Annotated in this window: 18 protein-coding genes and 3 pseudogenes; 9 read left to right on the top strand and 12 right to left on the bottom strand. The window is 48.8% G+C overall.

What is annotated here, in order from left to right; genetic code table 11:
• The first annotated feature begins 20 nt into the window (after nucleotides 1-20).
• Entirely contained in the window at nucleotides 21-1,157 is a 1,137-nt protein-coding gene (gene waaA, locus LH51_RS07435; protein WP_144244207.1) for a lipid IV(A) 3-deoxy-D-manno-octulosonic acid transferase, read from the top strand.
• A complete protein-coding gene (locus LH51_RS20790; RefSeq protein WP_160173695.1) occupies nucleotides 1,157-1,315 on the top strand; it encodes a hypothetical protein in 159 nt (52 codons plus the stop codon). Before waaA ends, LH51_RS20790 begins: the two co-directional genes overlap by 1 nt.
• On the opposite strand, the gene LH51_RS07440 is transcribed toward LH51_RS20790, so the two are convergent.
• From LH51_RS07440 to LH51_RS24165, 3 genes are read right to left on the bottom strand one after another with little or no spacing between them, the layout of a single operon-like run.
• Nucleotides 1,300-2,775 (bottom strand): glycosyltransferase family 39 protein, encoded by a 1,476-nt coding sequence (locus tag LH51_RS07440; protein ID WP_036521116.1) that lies wholly within the window; start codon nucleotides 2,773-2,775, stop codon nucleotides 1,300-1,302. The genes LH51_RS20790 and LH51_RS07440 overlap by 16 nt on opposite strands.
• A gap of 15 nt (nucleotides 2,776-2,790) precedes the next feature.
• Complete coding sequence (locus LH51_RS24160) at nucleotides 2,791-3,444, bottom strand: ABC transporter ATP-binding protein (protein WP_327124545.1); 654 nt, start codon at nucleotides 3,442-3,444, stop codon at nucleotides 2,791-2,793.
• A 17-nt stretch (nucleotides 3,445-3,461) separates the two neighbouring features.
• Nucleotides 3,462-4,544: an ABC transporter permease gene (locus LH51_RS24165; RefSeq protein ID WP_327124534.1), complete on the bottom strand. Its 1,083-nt coding sequence runs from the start codon at nucleotides 4,542-4,544 to the stop codon at nucleotides 3,462-3,464.
• A gap of 107 nt (nucleotides 4,545-4,651) precedes the next feature.
• Here LH51_RS24165 and lpxL point away from each other — a divergent pair, with 107 nt between their 5' ends.
• From lpxL to LH51_RS07460, 3 genes are read left to right on the top strand one after another with little or no spacing between them, the layout of a single operon-like run.
• The gene (gene lpxL, locus LH51_RS07450) at nucleotides 4,652-5,596 is read left to right on the top strand and encodes an LpxL/LpxP family Kdo(2)-lipid IV(A) lauroyl/palmitoleoyl acyltransferase (RefSeq protein ID WP_235263599.1); all 945 of its coding nucleotides are present in this window, start codon (nucleotides 4,652-4,654) and stop codon (nucleotides 5,594-5,596) included.
• Complete coding sequence (locus tag LH51_RS07455) at nucleotides 5,593-6,639, top strand: glycosyltransferase (RefSeq protein WP_036521118.1); 1,047 nt, start codon at nucleotides 5,593-5,595, stop codon at nucleotides 6,637-6,639. Before lpxL ends, LH51_RS07455 begins: the two co-directional genes overlap by 4 nt.
• 7 nt (nucleotides 6,640-6,646) lie before the next feature.
• A complete protein-coding gene (locus LH51_RS07460) occupies nucleotides 6,647-7,423 on the top strand; it encodes a glycosyltransferase family 2 protein (protein ID WP_036521120.1) in 777 nt (258 codons plus the stop codon).
• Nucleotides 7,424-7,426: 3 nt separating this feature from the next.
• On the opposite strand, the gene LH51_RS19960 is transcribed toward LH51_RS07460, so the two are convergent.
• The 7 genes from LH51_RS19960 to LH51_RS07495 are packed head-to-tail and all read right to left on the bottom strand — an operon-like array spanning nucleotide 7,427 to nucleotide 13,071.
• Nucleotides 7,427-7,993, bottom strand: a complete 567-nt coding sequence (locus LH51_RS19960; protein WP_081960722.1) for a YrbL family protein — start codon at nucleotides 7,991-7,993, stop codon at nucleotides 7,427-7,429.
• Nucleotides 7,994-8,021: 28 nt separating this feature from the next.
• The gene (locus LH51_RS07470; RefSeq protein ID WP_036521123.1) at nucleotides 8,022-9,053 is read right to left on the bottom strand and encodes a glycosyltransferase; all 1,032 of its coding nucleotides are present in this window, start codon (nucleotides 9,051-9,053) and stop codon (nucleotides 8,022-8,024) included.
• Entirely contained in the window at nucleotides 9,050-9,811 is a 762-nt protein-coding gene (locus LH51_RS07475) for a hypothetical protein (protein ID WP_036521125.1), read from the bottom strand. Before LH51_RS07475 ends, LH51_RS07470 begins: the two co-directional genes overlap by 4 nt.
• Nucleotides 9,795-10,253 (bottom strand): O-antigen ligase family protein, encoded by a 459-nt coding sequence (locus tag LH51_RS07480; RefSeq protein WP_036521129.1) that lies wholly within the window; start codon nucleotides 10,251-10,253, stop codon nucleotides 9,795-9,797. The genes LH51_RS07475 and LH51_RS07480 overlap by 17 nt, the downstream gene beginning before the upstream one ends.
• Nucleotides 10,250-11,014 carry a hypothetical protein gene (locus LH51_RS07485; RefSeq protein ID WP_036521132.1) on the bottom strand — a complete coding sequence of 255 codons (765 nt, stop codon included), beginning with the start codon at nucleotides 11,012-11,014 and terminating at the stop codon, nucleotides 10,250-10,252. Before LH51_RS07485 ends, LH51_RS07480 begins: the two co-directional genes overlap by 4 nt.
• Before the next feature lie 42 nt (nucleotides 11,015-11,056).
• The gene (locus LH51_RS07490; protein WP_036521135.1) at nucleotides 11,057-12,154 is read right to left on the bottom strand and encodes a glycosyltransferase family 4 protein; all 1,098 of its coding nucleotides are present in this window, start codon (nucleotides 12,152-12,154) and stop codon (nucleotides 11,057-11,059) included.
• Nucleotides 12,151-13,071, bottom strand: coding sequence for a mitochondrial fission ELM1 family protein (locus LH51_RS07495; RefSeq protein ID WP_036521137.1), 921 nt, complete (start codon nucleotides 13,069-13,071; stop codon nucleotides 12,151-12,153). Before LH51_RS07495 ends, LH51_RS07490 begins: the two co-directional genes overlap by 4 nt.
• A gap of 165 nt (nucleotides 13,072-13,236) precedes the next feature.
• Between LH51_RS07495 and LH51_RS07500 the strand changes: the two are divergent.
• Nucleotides 13,237-14,234: pseudogene (locus LH51_RS07500) on the top strand (branched-chain amino acid aminotransferase).
• Between the two features lie 53 nt (nucleotides 14,235-14,287).
• Here the strand turns inward: LH51_RS07500 and glnE are convergent.
• Both glnE and LH51_RS22405 read right to left on the bottom strand, forming a co-directional pair.
• Nucleotides 14,288-16,198: a bifunctional [glutamate--ammonia ligase]-adenylyl-L-tyrosine phosphorylase/[glutamate--ammonia-ligase] adenylyltransferase gene (gene glnE / locus LH51_RS07505; protein ID WP_052063555.1), complete on the bottom strand. Its 1,911-nt coding sequence runs from the start codon at nucleotides 16,196-16,198 to the stop codon at nucleotides 14,288-14,290.
• Nucleotides 16,195-17,180 (bottom strand): annotated as a pseudogene (locus LH51_RS22405) (hypothetical protein). Before LH51_RS22405 ends, glnE begins: the two are co-directional and overlap by 4 nt.
• Nucleotides 17,181-17,368: 188 nt before the next feature.
• Here LH51_RS22405 and LH51_RS07510 point away from each other — a divergent pair.
• The 3 genes and pseudogenes from LH51_RS07510 to argA all read left to right on the top strand — a co-directional run bounded on the left by LH51_RS07510 (nucleotide 17,369) and on the right by argA (nucleotide 20,778).
• Nucleotides 17,369-18,049 (top strand): TIGR00153 family protein, encoded by a 681-nt coding sequence (locus LH51_RS07510; RefSeq protein ID WP_036521138.1) that lies wholly within the window; start codon nucleotides 17,369-17,371, stop codon nucleotides 18,047-18,049.
• 21 nt (nucleotides 18,050-18,070) lie between these two features.
• Nucleotides 18,071-19,335, top strand: a pseudogene (locus LH51_RS07515) (inorganic phosphate transporter).
• Between the two features lie 102 nt (nucleotides 19,336-19,437).
• Nucleotides 19,438-20,778: an amino-acid N-acetyltransferase gene (gene argA, locus LH51_RS07520; RefSeq protein WP_036521139.1), complete on the top strand. Its 1,341-nt coding sequence runs from the start codon at nucleotides 19,438-19,440 to the stop codon at nucleotides 20,776-20,778.

Raw genomic sequence — 20,778 nt, forward strand, 5'->3', positions numbered from 1 at the left:
CCGGATAGCCAGCAAATCCTATGATAAGTCGTTATATTTACACTCTTGTATTGCATCTGTTATTGCCATCAATCCTGGTCCGCTTATGGTTCCGCGGGCGACGCGCGCCAGCTTATCGGCAGCGCTGGACAGAGCGTCTGGGATTTACCCCACCACTTGTTTCCTCTACTGCACCACTATGGATTCATGCCGTTTCAGTCGGCGAAGTGCAAGCAGTCGCCACGCTGGTCAGGCGCTTTCTGCAGCAACACCCGGAAATCCCGGTACTCATCACCACCATGACACCGACCGGGGCTGACCGGGTCAGGCAACTGTTCGGTGACCAGGTATCGCACCGTTACTGCCCCTACGATCTGCCCTGGGCCATGAGCCGTTTTATTAACATCACCCGACCACGCGCTTGCGTCATAGTGGAAACCGAACTCTGGCCTAACTTCTTAAGACAATGCCAGCGCCAACAGATTCCAACGTTATTAGCCAATGCGCGTTTATCGGAACGCTCTGCACGCGGCTATGCCCGCTTTGCTGGCCTGACCCGTGACATGCTGAGCCGGCTCAGCCGGGTCGCCGTTCAGGATCACTCAGATGCTGAGCGCTTCAAGGCGCTTGGCCTGGACCCAGACCGGCTCAAGGTCATCGGCAGCATCAAATTTGATGTGGAGATCAATCCACAATGGGCCGAAGATGCTCAGCAACTTCGACAGCACTGGGGCGCCGCACGCCCGGTATTCCTGGCAGCCAGTACGCATGATGTTGAAGAGTCCCAGCTTTTGGCAAGCCTGCCGGAGCTACTGGCTGCCTACCCTGATGTATTGATTGTGCTAGTGCCCCGTCATCCCGAACGTTTTGATACAGTTGCCCAGTTATGTCAGGAATCAGGCCTATCCCATGTCAGACGTAGCCAGAGTGCCCTGCCGATTGCCACTACACAGGTCTATCTGGCCGATACCATGGGCGAGCTGATGTCCTTCTGTAGTGCCGCTGACATCGTCTTTGTCGGTGGTTCACTGATTGAACGGGGTGGACACAATCCATTGGAACCAGCCTTATTAGGTAAACCGATAATTACCGGCTTACATACCTTTAATTTCGCCGCCATCACCCAAGGACTGGCTTCGGCTGGCGCACTGGTTCAGGTTAGCAATACCAAGCCGTAGTGACACAAGTGCAGCATTGGCTGAGCAATCCAGAAAATGCCGCCCAAGCCGGACAAGCCGCCCAGCACTTTGTTACCAGCCATGCTGGCGCACTCAATCGACTTGAAGCGGAACTGGAAGCACTGCTGAACACACCACCTAATCAGTCACACGAATAGGCAGGCGCCACCACAGCCCAATGTAACTGTAAAGGCGCTGCCGAACCCATCGGCCAGTCCAAGGCTAGCGCCCCCTGTGCAGCAATAGTACCCAGCCAAGCCAAATCTGTGGGCACTTCATCACCCTGTTGCCAAATGAGCAGTGCCCCGGATTGCGCTAAACGCTCCTCATCAATCCACGGGCTGTATTCCAGGCGCCCATCAATCAACACCGACGGCTGAGTGGATGCCCGCAACGCCATCAATCCACCCAGCCAGTACTCAGATGCGACAATATCCAACGGGCAGTCTGTGTGCTCGGTCCAGATACGCTCCATCTCAACCGCCATAGCCTTATCCGGCCAACCTATGCGTGAAGGCTTGTCCTTCAGATAGGGTAGCAAGCTCATATCTACCAAGCGCAACAACACCAGCAGTAGCACCATCACCCAGGTATTTCGCAGTAGCTTTTTCTGCCGCAGCGCGGGCAGTGGCGTCATTAACCAGGCCGCCAGCAACAGACCTGACAAGTTCCACATGGGCGTACCCCACATATCCCGCAACCCGGTCCCCGTTAAGCCAGCACCCAATGCGGTCAGCAGCGCTGGCCCCAAGCCCAGACATAGCAAGAACCATTTGTTCTGTGAGTCGGTCTGATCACGACACCAGAGCGAGCGAGTGAAAAAGCCAGAGGCGGCCAGCAACAGCAATAAGGGCAGATGATCGAGTAGCTGCACCAGCAAAAATTTAAGTGGGCCAAGTAGATGAGCCTCAAGTCCGAGCGCACCGCCGGAGCGTTTTTCAGCATAGGCCAGTGGTAAAAAATCATGCTGAACAAGCCATAACAGATGCGGCAAGAAAATCGCACCCATTAACAATACACCGCTCCAGAGCGGCCAGTGTAATAGCTGTTTCCTGGTCTCACGCTGCGTCAGCAGGTGTAAAAACATCGCTGCTAACAGCACTACGATTACATACTTGGTCAGTAAACCCAGGCCAACACAAAGGCCCAATAGCAGCCAATGGCGGTAACGCCCATCAGTAATAGCGCAGTGATAAAAATAAGTGGCCGCCGCCCAGAAAGGCATTTGTGCGATATTGTGATTGTATTCCGGTGTTGGCCAAGTGAAGTAATAGACGCCGAGTAGAAGCAAAGTTCCTAACGCAGCCTTTTCACGACTCAGTAAGCGTAAACCCAGCAACCAAACAAACAACAGTGTAACTAATAGGGTCAACTGGCTAAGCAGAAAAGGCCCCAGATCAGCCAAGGCCAACCAGGAGATCTGTACCAGCCAGGCGGGAAGCGGCGGATGCTTGTAATAGCCCCACTGCCATTCTTGTCCCCAGAATAACCCTTCCACCACATCCAGTGGCAAACTGTAGGCTACCAGCCAGGGCAGTAATGTCCAGAGAAGCGCATTGACCAGCAGTAACAACCAGACTTTGCTGGCGGTTTCACCCAGCGCAGACAAACCTTTCATCGACCCCATCACCCACTAAGGATTAAATTGCATATTGTAAAGGCGCGCATAACTGCCCCCTTGCGCCAGCAGCTCGGCATGATTGCCCTGCTCGATCACCACACCGTTCTCCATAACCAGAATGCGGTCAGCGCGTTCTATCGTCGATAATCGGTGCGCAATCACCAGCGTGGTTCTATCCTTAACCACATGTTCAAGTGCGGTTTGAATATAGCGCTCCGATTCTGTATCTAAAGCGGATGTTGCCTCATCCAGTATCAACAGAGGGGCGTCCTTGAGAATCGCCCGTGCTATGGCAATACGCTGACGCTGCCCACCCGATAGCAACAAGCCATTTTCACCAACCAGGGTATTCAGCCCCAAAGGTAAACGATCCGCAAATTCTGACACCATGGCGGCATCTGCTGCCGCACGAATGGCGTCATCAGAGGCTCCCGCCAACGCACCATAGGCAATATTTTCAGCAATACTGCCTTCAAACAACACCACATGCTGATTTACCAAGGCTATCTGGCTGCGCAGACTGTCGAGTGTATAGTAGGAGAGTGGGCGATCATCCAGCAGAATTTCACCATCAACCACATCATAAAAACGCGGCAGCAAACCGGCAAGCGTCGACTTACCGCTGCCTGAGCGCCCTACCAGCGCGATCGTTTCACCCGGCTCAATACGAAAGCTGACCTGCTTTAAAGCGGGTTCATCACTCTGGGGTAGGTAAAAGAAACTGACTTAAACTCGACACGTCCGTTAGCGGTTACCAGCTCTTCTGAACCGGTATTACTTTCCGGCAACTCATCAAATAGTGTAAAAAAGCTTTCTGCTGCGGCAATACCTTTTTGTATCGTGCTGTTAATTTCAGTCAATTGACGGATAGGCTTGGCCATTAACGAAGCCGCTGAGATAAAAGCAATAAACTGGCCCGTCGTCATAGACGCAACCAATGCCGGTGACATGGCAATATAGGTCAACAACGCCACCACAGCCGCTACCAGCATCTGTACCACTGGTGTGGTGATCGACTGGGTAACTACCATCTTCATAAACTGACGCCGGTTACGCTCAGATACGCGATTGAAGCGGGTACGTTCAGCCTCGGCACCGCCAAATATACGTACAACCTGATAACCTTTGATTGCTTCTGATGCCGCTGAAGAAATATCGCCTACCGAGTTTTGAATGCCGTGACTGAGACGACGCAGGCGCTTGGAAGCCAGCGCAACCACGCCACCCACCAAGGGTGCCACCACCACAAACAACATAGTCAACTTCCAGTTAAGGAACAACATATAACCAAACAAGCCAACTACTGTGAGCCCTTCTCGCACAGCGGTTTTCAGAGCGTCGGTTGCCGCTCCCGTCACCTGTTCTACATTGTAAGTCAGACGCGACAATAGCTCCGCCGAAGTATGCTGCTGATAAAAAGCACAGGGTAGCACCAATAAATGATCAAACATCTGACAACGCAGACGACTGACGACAGCACGGGCAACATAAGAAAACCCATAGTTACCCAGCAGCGTCCCTATACCCCGAACAAAAAAGATCGCAATGATCGCCAGCGCCAACCAGATGCGATGATCTAAATTGCCTTTTTCAACCGCATCGATGAAGTGCTCCAGCCATTTGGCCGCCGCTGTCTGGGAACCGGCATAGAGCACAAAACCGCTAAACGCGAGTATAAACATCGGCCAGTGTCCACGCACATAACTAAGCAAGCGTTTGTACACATCCCAACCCGATGCAACCTGAATATTTGTATTTTTCTGCATACTTCTCTCTTAGCGGTGACTCATACAAAAGCCGTAGTATAACTGCACACGCCACAGATATCAGGTTAGAATGTAGCATCTTTTGTTCTGAATCAGTGAAACAGCCCGTGGCAGCCAACGATAACTTCCTGCAGATACTGAAACAACCCAGCCTCTGGCCAACACTAACCTGGGTGGGTTTGCTGCGATTGCTTGTCTACCTTCCGTATCGCTGGCAACTGCGTATTGGCGCCGGATTTGGCTGGCTACTCAGCCACCTCGCCCGCGAGCGCCGCCACGTCACCCACACTAACTTGCACCTGTGCTTCCCTGGCCTCAATGCAACTCAGCATCAAAAAATGTTCCGTGATGTATTTCGCCATAACGGCATAGGCATAATGGAAGCTGCCATGGCCTGGTGGGCACCGGAATCATGGTTCAAGCAGCGCGTGACGCTAAAAGGCCGCGAACACCTGGATACCGCGCTCGCCCAAGGCAAGGGTGTGATCATGCTTGGTGCGCACTTTTCAACCCTGGATCTGGGCGGGTTGCTGTTCTCCTTTCACTACCCACTGAACACCCTTTACCGCCCCAACAACAACCCATTGCTTGATCGTATCATTTACAATGGACGGGCACGTTTCACCCATAATATCGACCGTTCTGACTTTCGTAGCGTGATCCGAAAATTGAAAAATAATGAGATTATCTGGTATGCGCCGGATCAGGACTTCGGCATGAAGCAGTCTGTATTTGTACCTTTTTTTGGTGTCCCTGCTGCTACATTAACGGCAACCACCCGGCTAGCAAAACTAAATGCTTCTCCCATCCTAATGCTCGCACAGCATCGCACCGAAAACGGCCAATACGAACTGGAACTTTACCCCGCCATAGAACCCTTTCCAACGGGCGACCTGCAAGAAGATGCCAGCCTGATCAACCGGGCTATCGAAACCGCTATACGCAAAGACCCAGCTCAATATATGTGGGTTCATCGGCGCTTCAAGAGCCACCCCAAGGGTAAAAATTATCTGTACCGAAACCCGCCACAAACCGAGAGTAAAGTGCCATGAAAGTCATCCAGATCTGCGGTGCTCAACATGCTGGTGGTGCGGAAGCACACTTTCTGAGATTCTGTATTGAGCTGAACCTCTTTGAAGGCATTGAGGTTATTGCACTGGTCCGCAAGGGGTCCTGGCTGGAAGAGCAACTATGCCATAGCAACATCAAAACCTATGCTCTGGGCTTTCGCTCCAGCTTTGATCTGATCACCCGCTACCAGATCAAAAAAATCTCCCACCTGGAAAAAGCCGATATAATCCAATGCTGGATGAACCGAGCGGCCAGCCTGACCCCGAAAAGTAGCCACGGCGTCAAAATAGGTCGACTGGGCGGCTACTACGCCCTGAAAAACTATAAAAGTATGGACTGGTTGGTCGGTGCAACCGAGGATATATGCCAACACATTCGAGAGGCAGGCTGGAACCCTGAGCGCCTTTCCTGCATACCCAACTTCGTTAACTTACCAGCGGCCAATGACCCGATAGTGTCCGAACGACTTAGAGATGAGATGGGATTAGCTGATAAAACGGTCATTATCACACCGGCCAGATTACATGGTGTCAAAGGATTGGATACCGCTATCGAGGCGCTCAAACTACTACCAGAGCACTATGTATATCTGATTGTCGGCACCGGTCCAGAAGAAGCCAGCTTAAAACAACTCACAGAAACACTCGGTGTGCAGCAACGTGTGATCTTTACCGGCTGGCAGAACAATATCTCTACCTTCTGTTATATCAGTGATATTTTCCTGGTGCCCTCGCGACATGAACCCTTTGGCAGCGTATTGCTGGAAGCCTGGTCACATCAGCTACCGCTGATAACCTCAGACTCTCAGGGAGCGCTTGCCATTACTGAACACAACCGCACCTGTTTGATGTATGAAAAACATAGCGCTACAGCATTAAAAAATGCCGTAATGTCACTGGCAACTGATGAGAACCTTAAGCAGGCGTTGATCACGCAAGGCTATCAGGAGCTGCTTTCTCGTTACACGGCAGAGCCCGTGCTGAATCAATATATCGCCACCTACACACAAGTGGCGAGAGGCTAAAAATCCTATGGAAAAGCTGCCAATCAGCGTCATTATCATCACCCTGAATGAAGCCGACAGGATAACAGCGGCCATACGCAGTGTTATTGACTGGGTGGATGAGGTGGTGTTGATCGACTCAGGCAGCCAGGACAACACAGTTGAGCTGGCCAGCGAACTGGGTGCCCGGGTTATGTACAATGCCTGGCCGGGTTACGGACAGCAAAAACGTTTCGCGGAAGAACAGGCGCACAACGACTGGTTGCTCAATCTGGATGCCGATGAACGCGTAACGGAATCGCTCCGCAGCGAGATAGCCAAACATTTTGAGCAACCTCAAAAACTGGCTGATGGCTACCAGATCGCTATACACGACATCATCTATCCCACCGAAGAACTGAACCCCAATACGCCCTACAAACCTGTACGTCTGTATCGAAAATCCAAAGGTCGCTATAGCGATAGCCCCGTGCATGATCGTGTAATCATGCAACCAGACAGCCAAGTGGAAAAACTACACGGCAAAATAGCCCATGCATCCATACGCAGCTTTGCCCACCGTGTTGAAAAAATGAACGCCTACTCTGATGCTCAGGTACAGGACATGGTCGACAAGGGCAGAAAGCCCTCTGTAGCACGTATCCTGCTTGAATTCTGGCTGTCGTTTATTAAGCGCTACTTTTTCAAAGGTTATTGGCGTAAGGGGTTGATTGGCTATATTTATGCAATAAATTATGCCTATAGCCGTTTCCTAAGGCAGATAAAACTATATGAGTATTATAAAAATAATCAAAAAAATAAATAAGCGTCAATCCAATACACTTTTACTATAAAAATCAAACAATCTTTTATTTCTTCTTTTAACTTTCAATAACCTAAAAAATCTGATTTTGCTTAGGGGAAGCCATTCTTTAATAGTTATAACTTTAGTATCACAAGAAACCAATTTCTCACCTTCATAATCTTTTACAATCAATAAATTTTCAGGATTAACCGCACAGGTAAGCAAAGCATCTTTTTCAAGCTGATTCATCATATTTTTAATTTGTAAAATGAATAATCGTGGTATTTTTTTATCCCTGTATTGATCAAACAGATGAATTGGCTCGCTACCATCAACATTTGAAATTCTCTTAAACACCAGACCTTGACCAAAGTTTGTTTCCTCCACACCTATAAATGTTGGAAAAAAATCAAGACAGCCTGTGATTTTTGAATGAAACTCTAGCTCTCTATTATGAGGTGAATCGGCACAGTCACAATCTGATTTATTTAAATGCTGAACCTTTATTACATAGTCGATATTATTTGGATGCAGGAAACACTTCCTGAACCGGCTTTTTCCAACAAGCTTAGCTGTACTTAAATCTAACATCTGGCCACTCCAATATAACCTATGTACTTCAACTATGCTTTACCTTCATCAAAATTTGTTCAAAATCAAGGAGTCTGTTGCTCATTAAATAATATTGAGCACGCAAATATGCAGAGTTACGTATATCTGGCCATTGCTGCTTATTATTTATAGCTGTACTGATTTTTAAAGCTAAGCTTTGAGGTGAACCCGGCTCAGCCAGCCAGCCATCCACACCATCACGTATCTGACTGGCAGGCCCGGAAGCTGATGTTGATATTACCGGACAACCATAGGCCGCCGCTTCTAGCACCACAATTCCGAACGGTTCATATCTTGAGGGTAAGACCGCAAGATCTATTTCCGACAACCATCCGGCAATCTCCTCTATCCAACCTGCAAAGTGGATATTCTCTAAAATCCCTAACTGTCCGGCCAGCTTTTGAATAGCCAACTGATCCGGTCCACTACCTGCAATATACAATTCCAGCGAAAAACTATCCTTTAACAAAGCCATTGCATGAAGTAAATCTTCCAACCCTTTTTCTTCATTCAAACGCCCGACAAAACCCAAACGTACTGGTGCAGTATCTTGCCGCTCAGTATAGGGTGGCAGCTCTGGTATATACTCTATTATATTTGGAAAAATACTGATTGCTTCACCTGCTCTTCCAGAGGATATAAAATTCTGTTTCATATCCTCGGTGAGCACAACCAGATGATCAGCAGATTTGAATCTGTGGGTTTTATTACTATGAGAAAATGCCAAATGCGGGATGTTTAGCCCAAATGAAGCCCTGCCCAATATACTGGTTGCACGAGAATTGTGTGTAACAATCAAATCAGGAGCTATTTTTCTCAGCAACAGATGGCACCGAAGCCATGCACTTGGGCTATAGTATCCAGCACTTTTGAAGTCATGATGAGGCAGAGGATGATCTAACTCATTCAGAAATGGTGCCTGCCTGGGAAGCAACAGCTCAACCTGATGCCCCAAACCCAACATAGCCTTAGTCGCATTGATAAATGCACGCTCCAAGCCACCTTTTCTATCTGAATATAATGCATGCAATATTTTCATACTTTCAACATCGCTTTAATCGCTTCTTCTAATGCCACTTTATACTCACAGCGTGGTATAGAGTTTAAATTACCTACTGGACTACAATTCCTAATCATACGACTATCTTGACTGTAAACACGCCCGGCTTCTAAAAACTCACTATTAGCATTCTTCATTGCTTTTCTTTTAACACTAGTTGAATCATGTAATTCATGTATAGAGTCTTTATCACACATATCATATGCATATTTTTTTGATTGACTATAATCAAGGTCACAACCAATTACATTTACTACATCATAACCAAGATAATATAAAATCTGTATAGCAAAAAGCATTACATTTGAATCATTACCAATACCATATTCAACATTTTCCTGAAATCCACGCTTTAATATTCCACCTTTTCTATAAGAAACAGAAATGGCATCTTTATCTCTAAAAGATGCCCGATAAAATTTCATACCCACATCTAAAAATTCAAATTCAGCGGCGTAATTATTATAACAATCCTCATCTGAAACAAAGTGATATGGAATTTTTTTATTCTCACCCAGACAACGATAACTAAGATTCACACAACCAAAATCAACACCTGAATCGTAAAGATTCTTTAAATCAAGCAAATTAACAGAAGGTGCGCTGCCAATCAAAAAAAAATGTTTTCCACGCCCAATATTTTTAACATTTTTTAGGGGTAATGTTTTTGATCGACTAACAACTATAGAGCGTAAAAAATCACCAGTAGAGCGAAATAATTTATTGTATAGTTTCACTACGACCACCTTCATCAGTACTTAAGTACCTTAAAATAGCGACAAGAATAAAATAGATCACAAATGCCCGCCTATGCTCAAAAAAGTTAACAGTCAACCCAGCAAAAATGAATACTATTAATATAGTCAACATATAGATTCGCCACTTTCTGTTTAAACCTACAATAGGTGCAACAAATACAAATATTAGTAACAAAACTCCAATCAAACCATATTTAAAAAAGTGATCCAAAATATCATTATGGAAATTATGGTGTTGATACATCAGCCCTGAATCATAGTTTTTATCATGAATGATAGCAGAAGTAATATCTCTTCTTTTTTCATCACTTTTCCCTATCCCAAATAACCAGTTTTCAGAGCCGGCTCTCAATGCAACATCCCACATTTGCAATCTCAAGCCTATGCTTGTATCTAAATTCCCCTGAAATATTTCATTCATCTCATACGCAGTTTGAGAAACAACCCTATCACCAATCTTCCCAGAAAATACCAAAAATAAAATTCCAGCCCCCCTAGAAAAACATAAATAATATTTTTCCCTTTAAAAAAATTTCGTTTATAAATATACGTAATCATCAAAAAAACCAAGGCTGGATAAATACCTCTAGTCTCTGTCAAAATAGCAGAGACCAACCCTATAATAAACGCAAATAAAAGCAAATAATTAAGCGGCCTGGATTGAAATACATTAAAATAAAAGAGGCATATCATAGAGCCAAGCAAATGAATATGAGCATCTATTATTGGTTGATATGTGAAAGATGGCCTTGATAGATCTAAATAATAAGCATTATAAAAAGTTCTAATACCACCCAAAACAAGCGACACAGAAACACAAACTAAAAAAAGGTCAATTTTTATTTTTGAGAAATAAAAAAGTGACACATAAAATAAAAATATAAATAAAGGTATGGTTTCTCGTCCAATCACACTTACATCATCACCATAAAGCAACCCATGGAACAGATAATAAATAAACCACAACAACAATGACAAAAACCATACTAAATCCTTACTAAAAACCACCAATAAATTATCATCAAGTTTAAAAAATATTAAATATAATCCTAACAATGCACCATAAACCAAAGGAACTCGATAATTAAAACCAACAAAAATAGAAGCAATCAATATAACAATAAAAAATATATGAATTTTTCTGGCCTTTTTACTATCAAAAAAACTGACCCTATCTAACATTACATAAACCTTTTTAAAAAAACACAACTATATGAATTAAGATCATATACTCTTTTTATACAAAGCTAGCGTCTCAGCTATCATTCTGTCCTTTAAAAAAACAGTATTATCTTGGATTTTATTCGAGCTATTAGAATCAAAACAAATAGTTTTTTGTACCAGGCTTTCGATATCTAACGTATTTACTCTTCCAAAAGGAAACAACTCCCCCAGTGTTTCGCTTACCGCCCCATGGGCATACCCCACAACCGGTGTTCCAATCGACAGGCATTCAACAACAGTTCGACCAAAGGCTTCAGCTGTGGTACTGGTCAGCGACAGCATGACATCGCTAATGGCGTAAAGCTCTTTCATGTCCGAGCGGGTACCGAGAAAGGTAAAGTATTCAGTTAACGATCGCGCTTTTATAGCGCTCTTAACTTCGGCCAGAAACTTTCCCTTGGGGTCACTACCTACTATTAACACATGTACATTGGGTAGCCGTTCCTTGAGTTGATCAATTACCTTAACCAGATCCAGATGCCCTTTCCAGCGGGTGATGCGTCCCGGAAAGCAGATCAGAAACTTATCCTGCGTCTGTGGATTCTCAGCATAGAATTGCTGCAGCCAGGTATCTGATGGGCGATACCCGCGGGGGAACTCCTCTGGATCTATCCCCCGATGAATGACTGAAACTTTAGCTGGATCAACCTCGGGAAAATTATCCAGCAGATAGCGCTTGGCGGTTTCGGAAACAGCGATCACCCGCTCGCCCTTACCCATAATGGCACTGTAACGGTTTACGGAGTGCATCCCGTGCAGGGTGGTGATAAAACGCGGCCTTGTAGCTGGATTCATACCTCGCCATGCCAGCCAGACGATCCAGGCAGGCATGCGCGAACGTACATGGATAATATCGGGCCGCTCCTGTTCCAGCCAACGCCGAAAAGGGCGCACCTGCAACAATGTCAGCAGAGATTTTTTGCCCAGTTCCCAGCCAACGTGCCGACTTCCAGTGCTCTCAAGTTCAGTGACCAAACGACCACCTGCCGATACCACGACGGACTCATGGCCCGCTTCTACCAATCCCTTGGCAATTTCCAGAGTACCACGCTCGACCCCTCCCAGCTCCAGCGCTGGTAGAACTTGTACAACTTTCATAACCAGCCTCTATCTATAACCAGTTGTGCACAGCGCTGTGCTTCATTGAATACTTCAGCCGGACGCTGCAGATCCGGATCCTTCTCATCACTGTAAACGCTCACCTGCCCCTGCTGCACCAATGCATTCAATCCACGCACCAAGCGATTGGGCTTATCAGTTGAACCTGGCACTTTGATTATACCCACGGCACAGCCGGCGGTCAGCGCTTCATAAATCATCGACACACTGTCTTCTGTCACCCAGGCATACTCGGCAGCAGCCAGTTGTTGGGCTACCCAGCCAGGTGCAGTAGACTCGAATGGGATGAAGTCGATATTTCTAAGCTCGCTTATGCGGTTTTGTGTCGATGCCGGTGTTCGCCGTGAGGTGGTCAGGGTCCAGTATACTTCAGGTGATTGGGTGATTTTTTCGAGTTGCTGCAATAAACCCTGCTCATCCCAATCATGATGCTTTGAAGGTCCACCTATAAGAATCACCCCCTGCCCTGATTTTTTTATACCGGATCGCATGGGGTTTAAAGCCCCCTGAGTGCCAATAATATTATCGGCTTCAGCAGGCTGATCATGTACGGGTATCAGGCAAAGATCGAACAGTCGGCAAGGCAGGCTGGGCTTCATCAGCAGTAGGGTTTTCGCCCTTATCAGCCAACCCAGCACTAACAGGGTAAAATGGGTTGCATGGCCCGCTGCAATCAACAGTCTGGGAGCTCCCCTGTCCCGAAGAGACTCTAGTTCTGGCGGCAGGTTACGCGTTAGCAGGATTTTTAGCAGTTGTGTTGGTCCAAGTCGGTCAAGCGTTTCAACCCTCAAGCCAGGTACGCGCTCAACCAGCGCATTGCTCAGCCCTTCGCACTGACTGTAATGCCCCGGCTTGGCGTCACGAATTATCCAAACTACGCTCACTGCGTTATCCATTATGTTTTGTGCTTAAAATATACCTAATGATACCAGCCAGACCTGAAAAGCCACAGCTTTGCGGTAAATTTAACGCCCAGACGCCTCAGGCAATTCCCTTTAGCGGACGGTATGATTACAATCGATAGATTCTTTGTTCAGTAACACCTTCTTGAGGATTTATTCATGGCTGCTGCATTTGGTACCGTTTTCATGCCTGAAATGGCGATCACCTGGTTTGATGGCTCAAACTGGAGTGTCCCGGAAATGGTCAGCAGTGACAGTATCAGCCTGCACCCAGGTGCGCATGTGCTGCATTACTCCAGCACCTGCTTTGAAGGTTTGAAAGCCTTTCGCCATGCGGACGGATCGGTGAATATTTTCCGTATGGACCGCAATATTGCACGCTTATCCCAAAGCTCTCGCCTCTTGGGTTTACCTGCATTGGATGACGCGAGTGTTGCCCGGATGATCAAGGATACCGTGGCACGTTTTGCGGATGAAGTGCCAGCACCACCGGGCTCTCTGTATATTCGTCCGACACATTTCGGTACAGAGCCTGCCATCGGCAAAGCGGCGGTGCCTTCGGTAACGTCTTGCTTTTATGTATTGGTTTCGCCGGTTGGCGATTATTTTGCTGGTGGTGACAAGGCGCTACGCTTGTTGCTTGAAGATCAGGGGATGCGTTGTGCGCCACACATGGGCATGATCAAAAGCGGTGGTAACTATGCCAGCGCGCTACAACCAATCATGCGGGCACGTGATTCAGTACAGGCTGATCAGGTACTTTTCTGTCCGGGTGGTGATGTACAGGAAACCGGTGCGGCTAACTTTCTGTTGATCGATGGTAATGAAATTATTACCAAAGCCCTGGATGAAAGCTTCCTGCATGGCGTCACCCGTGAATCCATACTGACTCTGGCGCAGGACATGGGCATGCAGGTGAGTGAACGTGAAATCACTGTCGACGAGCTGCTGCAACGCGCCGCCAAGCCAGGCTGTGAAGCAGCACTATCGGGTACAGCAGCCGTACTGGCACCAGTAGGTACGCTGATTTACCAGGCAAGGAATATGCCGTAGGCCATGGTGGTGTTGGAGAGACAACGCGCAAACTGCGCCAGGCACTCAACGATATTCAATGGGGCAAGGCTGAAGATACCCACGGCTGGCTGACCCGGATCTGAAACCGGGTATTGATGGGCTGATTCTTATATCAGCCCATCTAATTTCCAACTGATCAGCACATCACTTCATCCCAGATAGCCGCTACCTGCTGTCGGTACCGGGTTAACTCTTCATCGGCAACAACACTGCTGGACTGTTCCTGCAACGCTTGACGATGACCCACAGATCGCAACACCCGATAAGCATCACGTAAAGACCCGGCTTGCTCGGCGGCCAGCAATCCATTGGCTTCGATACTATCCAGAATACGAATATTGTCAGTGTAGGTGAGCAGATCCGGGTATTCGCAGGCATGATTCAATACCAGAAACTGCACCATAAACTCAATATCAACAATACCGCCCCGGTCCTGTTTCAAGTCAAAACTGTCGCTGTCATCCGTACTCCGGCTACCCAGGTGTTGGCGCATTTTCTCACGCATACGGCACACCTGTTCCAGCAACACTGCCCGGTCACGTGGCTGTGACAATAACTCAGCTCTGACCTGCTCAAAACGCTTTGCCAATGCCGGACTTCCGGCAACAACCCTGGCTCTGACCAGTGCCTGATGCTCCCAGGTCCAGGCTTCTTTCTGCTGATACTGTCTGAAAGCCTTCAATCCGGACACCAGCAACCCGGAGTTACCCGATGGCCGCAAACGCATATCTATGTCATACAACTGACCTGACGGCGTGAAGGTATTGAGGAAGTGAATCATTTTCTGCCCCAGGCGATTAAAGAACACCGGATTGGGTACCGATTTATCACCATTGGTATTTAAATCCGGGTCGGCATCATGAATAAACACCAGATCCAGATCTGAACCATAGGAAAGCTCAATGCCACCCATTTTACCGTACCCCACCACCACAAAGTCGGGATCACAGGGCTCTCCGGGTTCCCGCATCGGTACGCCGTGTTTCTCCGTCAACATCCGCCAGGCACTTTGCAGCACAGCCTCCAGCAGAGTCTCAGCCAGCCAGGTCAGATAGTCACTGACCTTCATTAAGGGTAGCGCCTCGGTGATATCGGATGCCGCCACACGCAACACATGGGCATGATGGAAATAGCGCAAGGTTTCCATCAACTGCTCCATATCATCTTCCGGAACACGCAAGAGTTGCTGTGCCAGTTCAGCTTGCAAGCGAGCTTTGTCGGGTGGGGTAAATAGCGTGCGTGGGTCGATCAACTCATCCAGCAATACCGGTTGTTTGGACAATTGCGCTGCAAACCAGGCACTGGATGAACAAAGCCTGACCAGTTGCTGCATTGCACTAGGGTTTTCAGCGAGCAATACCAGATAGGCTGAGCGGCGCAAAACGGCTTGAATTAACAGCAACACCCGCTCCAGGGTCACTTCAGCATTGCTGCACTGCCCTGCCGCTTCGAGCAAGGCTGGCAAAACATGGAGTAACCGGGTTTTGGCTACCTGCTGCAGCATCTGCATAGCACGGGACTGCTGTAAGGATTGCAGTTGCTTCAAAGCAAACTGAGCGTCAGCAAAGCCTTTTCGCGCTAATAATTGCAGTGCTTGATCCTGATCCAGCTCATCATTGATCAGGGCTTTCCATTCGCCAGCATCACTGGACTCAGCCTGATCGTCGTCAACCTCAGCGGGCGCAATCACATCGGCAAAATGCCGGGATACGGCCTGGCGATGCGCTGTCAGTTGCTGCTGAAAACTGTCCCAGTCTGCACACCCCATCGCCAGCGCAATGCGCGCCTGCCCCTGAGAGTCACCGGGTAACTCCTGAGTCTGCTTATCAGCGATGGCCTGAATAGCATGCTCGGTATTGCGCAGGAACACATAAGCATCCACCAGCTCTTGCACAGCAGTTTCCGGCATACCCACATACTCCGGCAGAAGCGGCAGGATATTCAACAGCTCTCGTTGCTGCAGTGCCAGATCTCGTCCTCCCCGGATCAGTTGAAAGGCCTGGGCAATAAACTCTATTTCACGTATACCACCAGAACCCAGCTTCACATTCTGCTCCAGCCTTTGCGACGCACCTCACGGTTTATCATCAACTTCATATCGCGCAGGGATTCAAACGCACTGAAATCGATATACTTACGGTAGACAAACGGCCGCAGCTGCTGCATCAACTGCTCACCCGCCGCAATATCTCCAGCAACCGGCCGCGCCTTGATCATCGCGTAACGCTCCCAGTCACGACCCTGTTCCTGATAATAATGCTCCATGGCGGTAAAGCTGACCGCCAGTGGGCCCGCTGTGCCAAACGGACGCAGGCGCATATCTACCCGAAAGACGAAGCCTTCAGCGTTTTGGTTATCCAGGGCCTGAATCAATTTTTGCCCCAGACGAATGAAAAAATCCTGATTCTCCAGCGATTGCGTTGGGTGATCCGTCTCTCCATTAGCTGGAAAACAAAACATCAGATCAATATCCGAAGACAAGTTGAGTTCATTCGCTCCGAGTTTGCCCATACCCAGCACAACCAGTCGCTGCGGCTGCGCATCGGATCCGGATAAAGGCACCCCCCAGCGCTTTATTGCTCGCTGGTAAAGCCATTTCAGGGTTTCATCAATGCAGGCACCAGCAAGATGGGATAGGTCACGGGTGGTTTCGCGCATATCCGCACGCCGGGTCAGGTCACGCCAGATCAGGCGTACCATTCGTAGTTACGAAAACGACGCAGTTGCTGGTGCAGCATGGCTTCATCATCCACTTCAGCCAAGCGCCCTGCCAGTCGCTCTGCATAGCAGCCATCTTGATAAGACGTGAATACATCACCCTGATCCAGCAAACCTTCCAGCCATTCAGAACGCCGTGTCAGCTGATCAGCGACAAAGTCACTGATGGCCAGCACCCGACACAGCTCCTGCAACAAATCCGAATCTTGCTGCGCCAGCAGTGACGCATGAGACTCTAGCTGACTCCAGGGCTTTTCAGCCACGGACTGAAGAATATCGGGCAACTGGGAAAGTGGATTGTTATCGGACACGTCGCGACTCCCGCTATCAAACGCTCATAAATAATTTACAGCATATCAGACCTGCCGCCTTTGCAGCAGCCCGAAAGATACGCAGCCCAAGCAAACAGCTGATTACAAATTTATGACGTTTTTACTACATAATTATGACTATGACCCTTATAATCGGCGTGTCTTTTCACAAACACAGGTTAGTCCTTATGGTGAGCAACAACCCGATCCTGCAAATGTTTGCCCGATCGCCGTTCAAGCCAATGCAGGAGCACATTGCCAAAGCCCAGGAAGCGGCCGCTGAACTCAAACCTTTTCTTGAAGCTGTACTCAACAATGACTGGGATACCGCCGCCGCCGTGCAGCATCGCATCGCCGTTATTGAAGGTGAAGCCGATGATATGAAGCGTGCCATACGTCAGAACCTGCCCAGCAACCTGTTTCTTCCTGTCCCCCGTACGGATCTGCTCGACCTGTTACGCATGCAGGACAAGGTCGCTAATCGCGCCAAGGATATCGCCGGCATGATGCTGGGACGCAAAATGCAGATACCCGAAACCATTCAGGCCGAAATGGTCAACTTTCTTGATACCGCTATTCAAACGACTGAGCAGGCGGTGATTGCGCTGAATGAGCTGGATGAACTTCTGGCGGCAGGATTTCGCGGACATGAAGTCAAAGTGGTAGAAAAGCTGATCGATGAGCTCGACCGCCTTGAACATGAGAATGACGAACTGGAGCGAAAACTGCGCACCTCGTTATTTGCCGTTGAGCGAGATATGTACGCCGTTGATGTGATTTTCCTCTATCGCATCATTGATGACATAGGTGATCTTGCCAACTACGCACAGCATGTCGGCAGCCGACTGCAACTATTGCTAGCCCGCTAACCTGAATATACGCGAGACGTTATGGACGTATTAGCACAACACGGCACAATTCTGATTGTTCTGGCCTGCCTCTTTGCCTTTTTTATGGCCTGGGGTGTCGGTGCCAACGACGTGGCCAACGCCATGGGCACATCGGTCGGCTCCAAGGCCATCACCCTGAAACAGGCGATTATTATCGCTATCATCTTCGAATTTGCCGGTGCTTATCTGGCAGGTGGTGCAGTCACATCAACCATCCGCAGTGGTATTACCGATGCCGGATTATTAGCTGACTCTCCTGACCTGCTGGTCTTCGGGATGATGTCCGCACTACTGGCAGCCGGTATCTGGCTGCTGATTGCTACCCATTTCGGCTGGCCGGTTTCAACAACCCACTCAATCATTGGTGCCATCGTAGGGTTTGCCGCTGTAGGTATATCCGTGGATGCAGTGCAATGGAATAAAATCTGGACAATTATTGCCAGCTGGGTGATTTCACCTGTGACCGCCGGATTTATCTCCTTTTGGCTGTTCCGCAGTGTGCAGTACCTGATCCTTAGCACCGACGACCCCTTCTCTAACGCCAAACGCGTGGTGCCCTTTTATATATTCCTGGTCGGATTCATTATCTCCATGGTGACCTTCACCAAAGGTTTGAAGCATGTAGGCCTGGACCTGAGTTTTTTTGAAAGCAGCATGGCCTCGGTTGTGGTGGCTTTATCGCCATGTTCATCGGCATTTTGATGATCCGCAAGGTCAAGTATTCAGCCGCTGACGATAAGGATTTTCACTTTACCAATGTTGAAAAGATTTTCGGCATCCTCATGCTGTTTACCGCCTGCGCTATGGCCTTTGCACACGGCTCCAACGATGTCGCTAATGCTGTAGGTCCGCTGGCCGCTGTTGTCGGGGTAGTACAATCAGGGGGAGAAGTCGCGGCCCGTTCGGTGATGCCCGCCTGGATACTGCTTCTCGGTGGTATCGGTATTGTTGCCGGACTGGTCATGTATGGCCACAAGGTGATTGCCACAGTCGGTCAGAACATTACTGAACTGACCCCCAGCCGGGGCTTTGCCGCCACCTTGGCGGCGGCCGCTACCGTCGTGGTGGCTTCCGGAACAGGCCTGCCCATATCCACCACCCATACCCTGGTAGGCGCGGTGCTGGGGGTTGGCCTTGCCAGAGGTATGGCCGCACTCAACCTGCGTATTATCGGCACTATCTTTATTTCCTGGATCGTTACCCTGCCAGCTGGTGCCTTTTTATCGATTGTGATCTTCTTTATTCTCAGTGCCATCTTCCTTTAAGGCGGCATTTGCGTTTAAGCTGATAGACCTGAACCACGAAAGTCTGCATTATATTGGCAGACTTTCGTGTTTATAAACGGCGGATAATAATCAGGTTCCAGTGTGAGTAAAGACAATAGCAACCAGTATATCGATTGGTTCAGACATTCATCTCCCTATATTAATGCCCATCGCGGCAAGACCTTTGTGCTGATGATTGGCGGAGAAGCCCTCGCCGATCCCAATCTGACTCATATTGTCCATGATATTGCGTTGCTGAGCAGCCTCGGCGTACGTCTGGTACTGGTATTCGGTTCCCGCCCGCAGATAGAAGAGCGGTTGCAAGCCTTAGGCCTGCCCACCCGCTTGCACCACCATCAGCGCATTACCGATGCCACCACCTTGCAGTGTGCCATTGAAGCTGCTGGGGTGCTACGTACACGCCTTGAATCACTCTTCTCCATGGGCTTATCCAATACACCGATGCATGGCGCCAGAATCCGTGTCTGTAGTGGTAATTTCGTGACCGCACGACCCGCTGGTGTTGTCGATGGTTTTGATTTGGGGCATACCGGTGAACTGCGTCGCGTCGACCATGCGGCTATTCGCAAACAACTGGATCTGAACAATATTGTCTTGATCTCTAATCTAGGCTTTTCGCCCACCGGAGAAGTATTTAATCTGTCGGTCGAAGAAGTCGCCACACGAACAGCTACGGCGCTGAACGCGGACAAACTGATTCTGTTTGGCAGCGAAGCCGGTATTACCGACAGCCATGGTGACTTGCGCAGTGAGCTGCTGGCCGCTACCGCCAAACGCTGGGTCAGCCAGTATCTGGCCAGTCTCGATGATCCATCGCAGGCACACACAGAAACCGCACGCCTGTTACAAGCGGCTGCCGAAGCCTGTGAGGAAGGTGTACCTCGCTGCCACCTGATCAGTTATCAACGTGACGGGGCACTTATCGCCGAGCTGCTCACCCGCGACGGGTCCGGCACCATGGTGGTGCGTGAGTCTTATGAGCAGATACGTACCGCTGGCATTGACGATGTTGGCGGCATACTGGAATTGATAGCGCCACTGGAAGCCAAAGGCATACTGGTGCGTCGTTCCAGAGAGCGACTGGAAACCGAAATTGAACGCTTTACCGTGATCGAACGTGATGGTGCCATTATCGGCTGCGCGGCGCTCTATCCTTTCGATGAAGAGCAGACCGGTGAGCTCGCTTGCGTCGCTATTGATAACAATTACAGAGGTGGCGAGCGAGGTGATCGCTTACTTACCTCTCTCGAAACACAGGCGCGCGAACAAGGGCTCACTCAGCTTTTTGTACTCACAACCCGTACCGCTCATTGGTTCATTGAACGCGGCTTCAAAGAAGCCTCGCTGGATGCACTGCCAGGTGAAAAAAAGGCCCTGTATAACTTCCAACGCAACTCCAAGGTGTTCTTTAAGTCGCTTTGA

Source organism: Nitrincola sp. A-D6, from assembly GCF_000764495.1.
Taxonomy (GTDB): domain Bacteria; phylum Pseudomonadota; class Gammaproteobacteria; order Pseudomonadales; family Balneatricaceae; genus Nitrincola.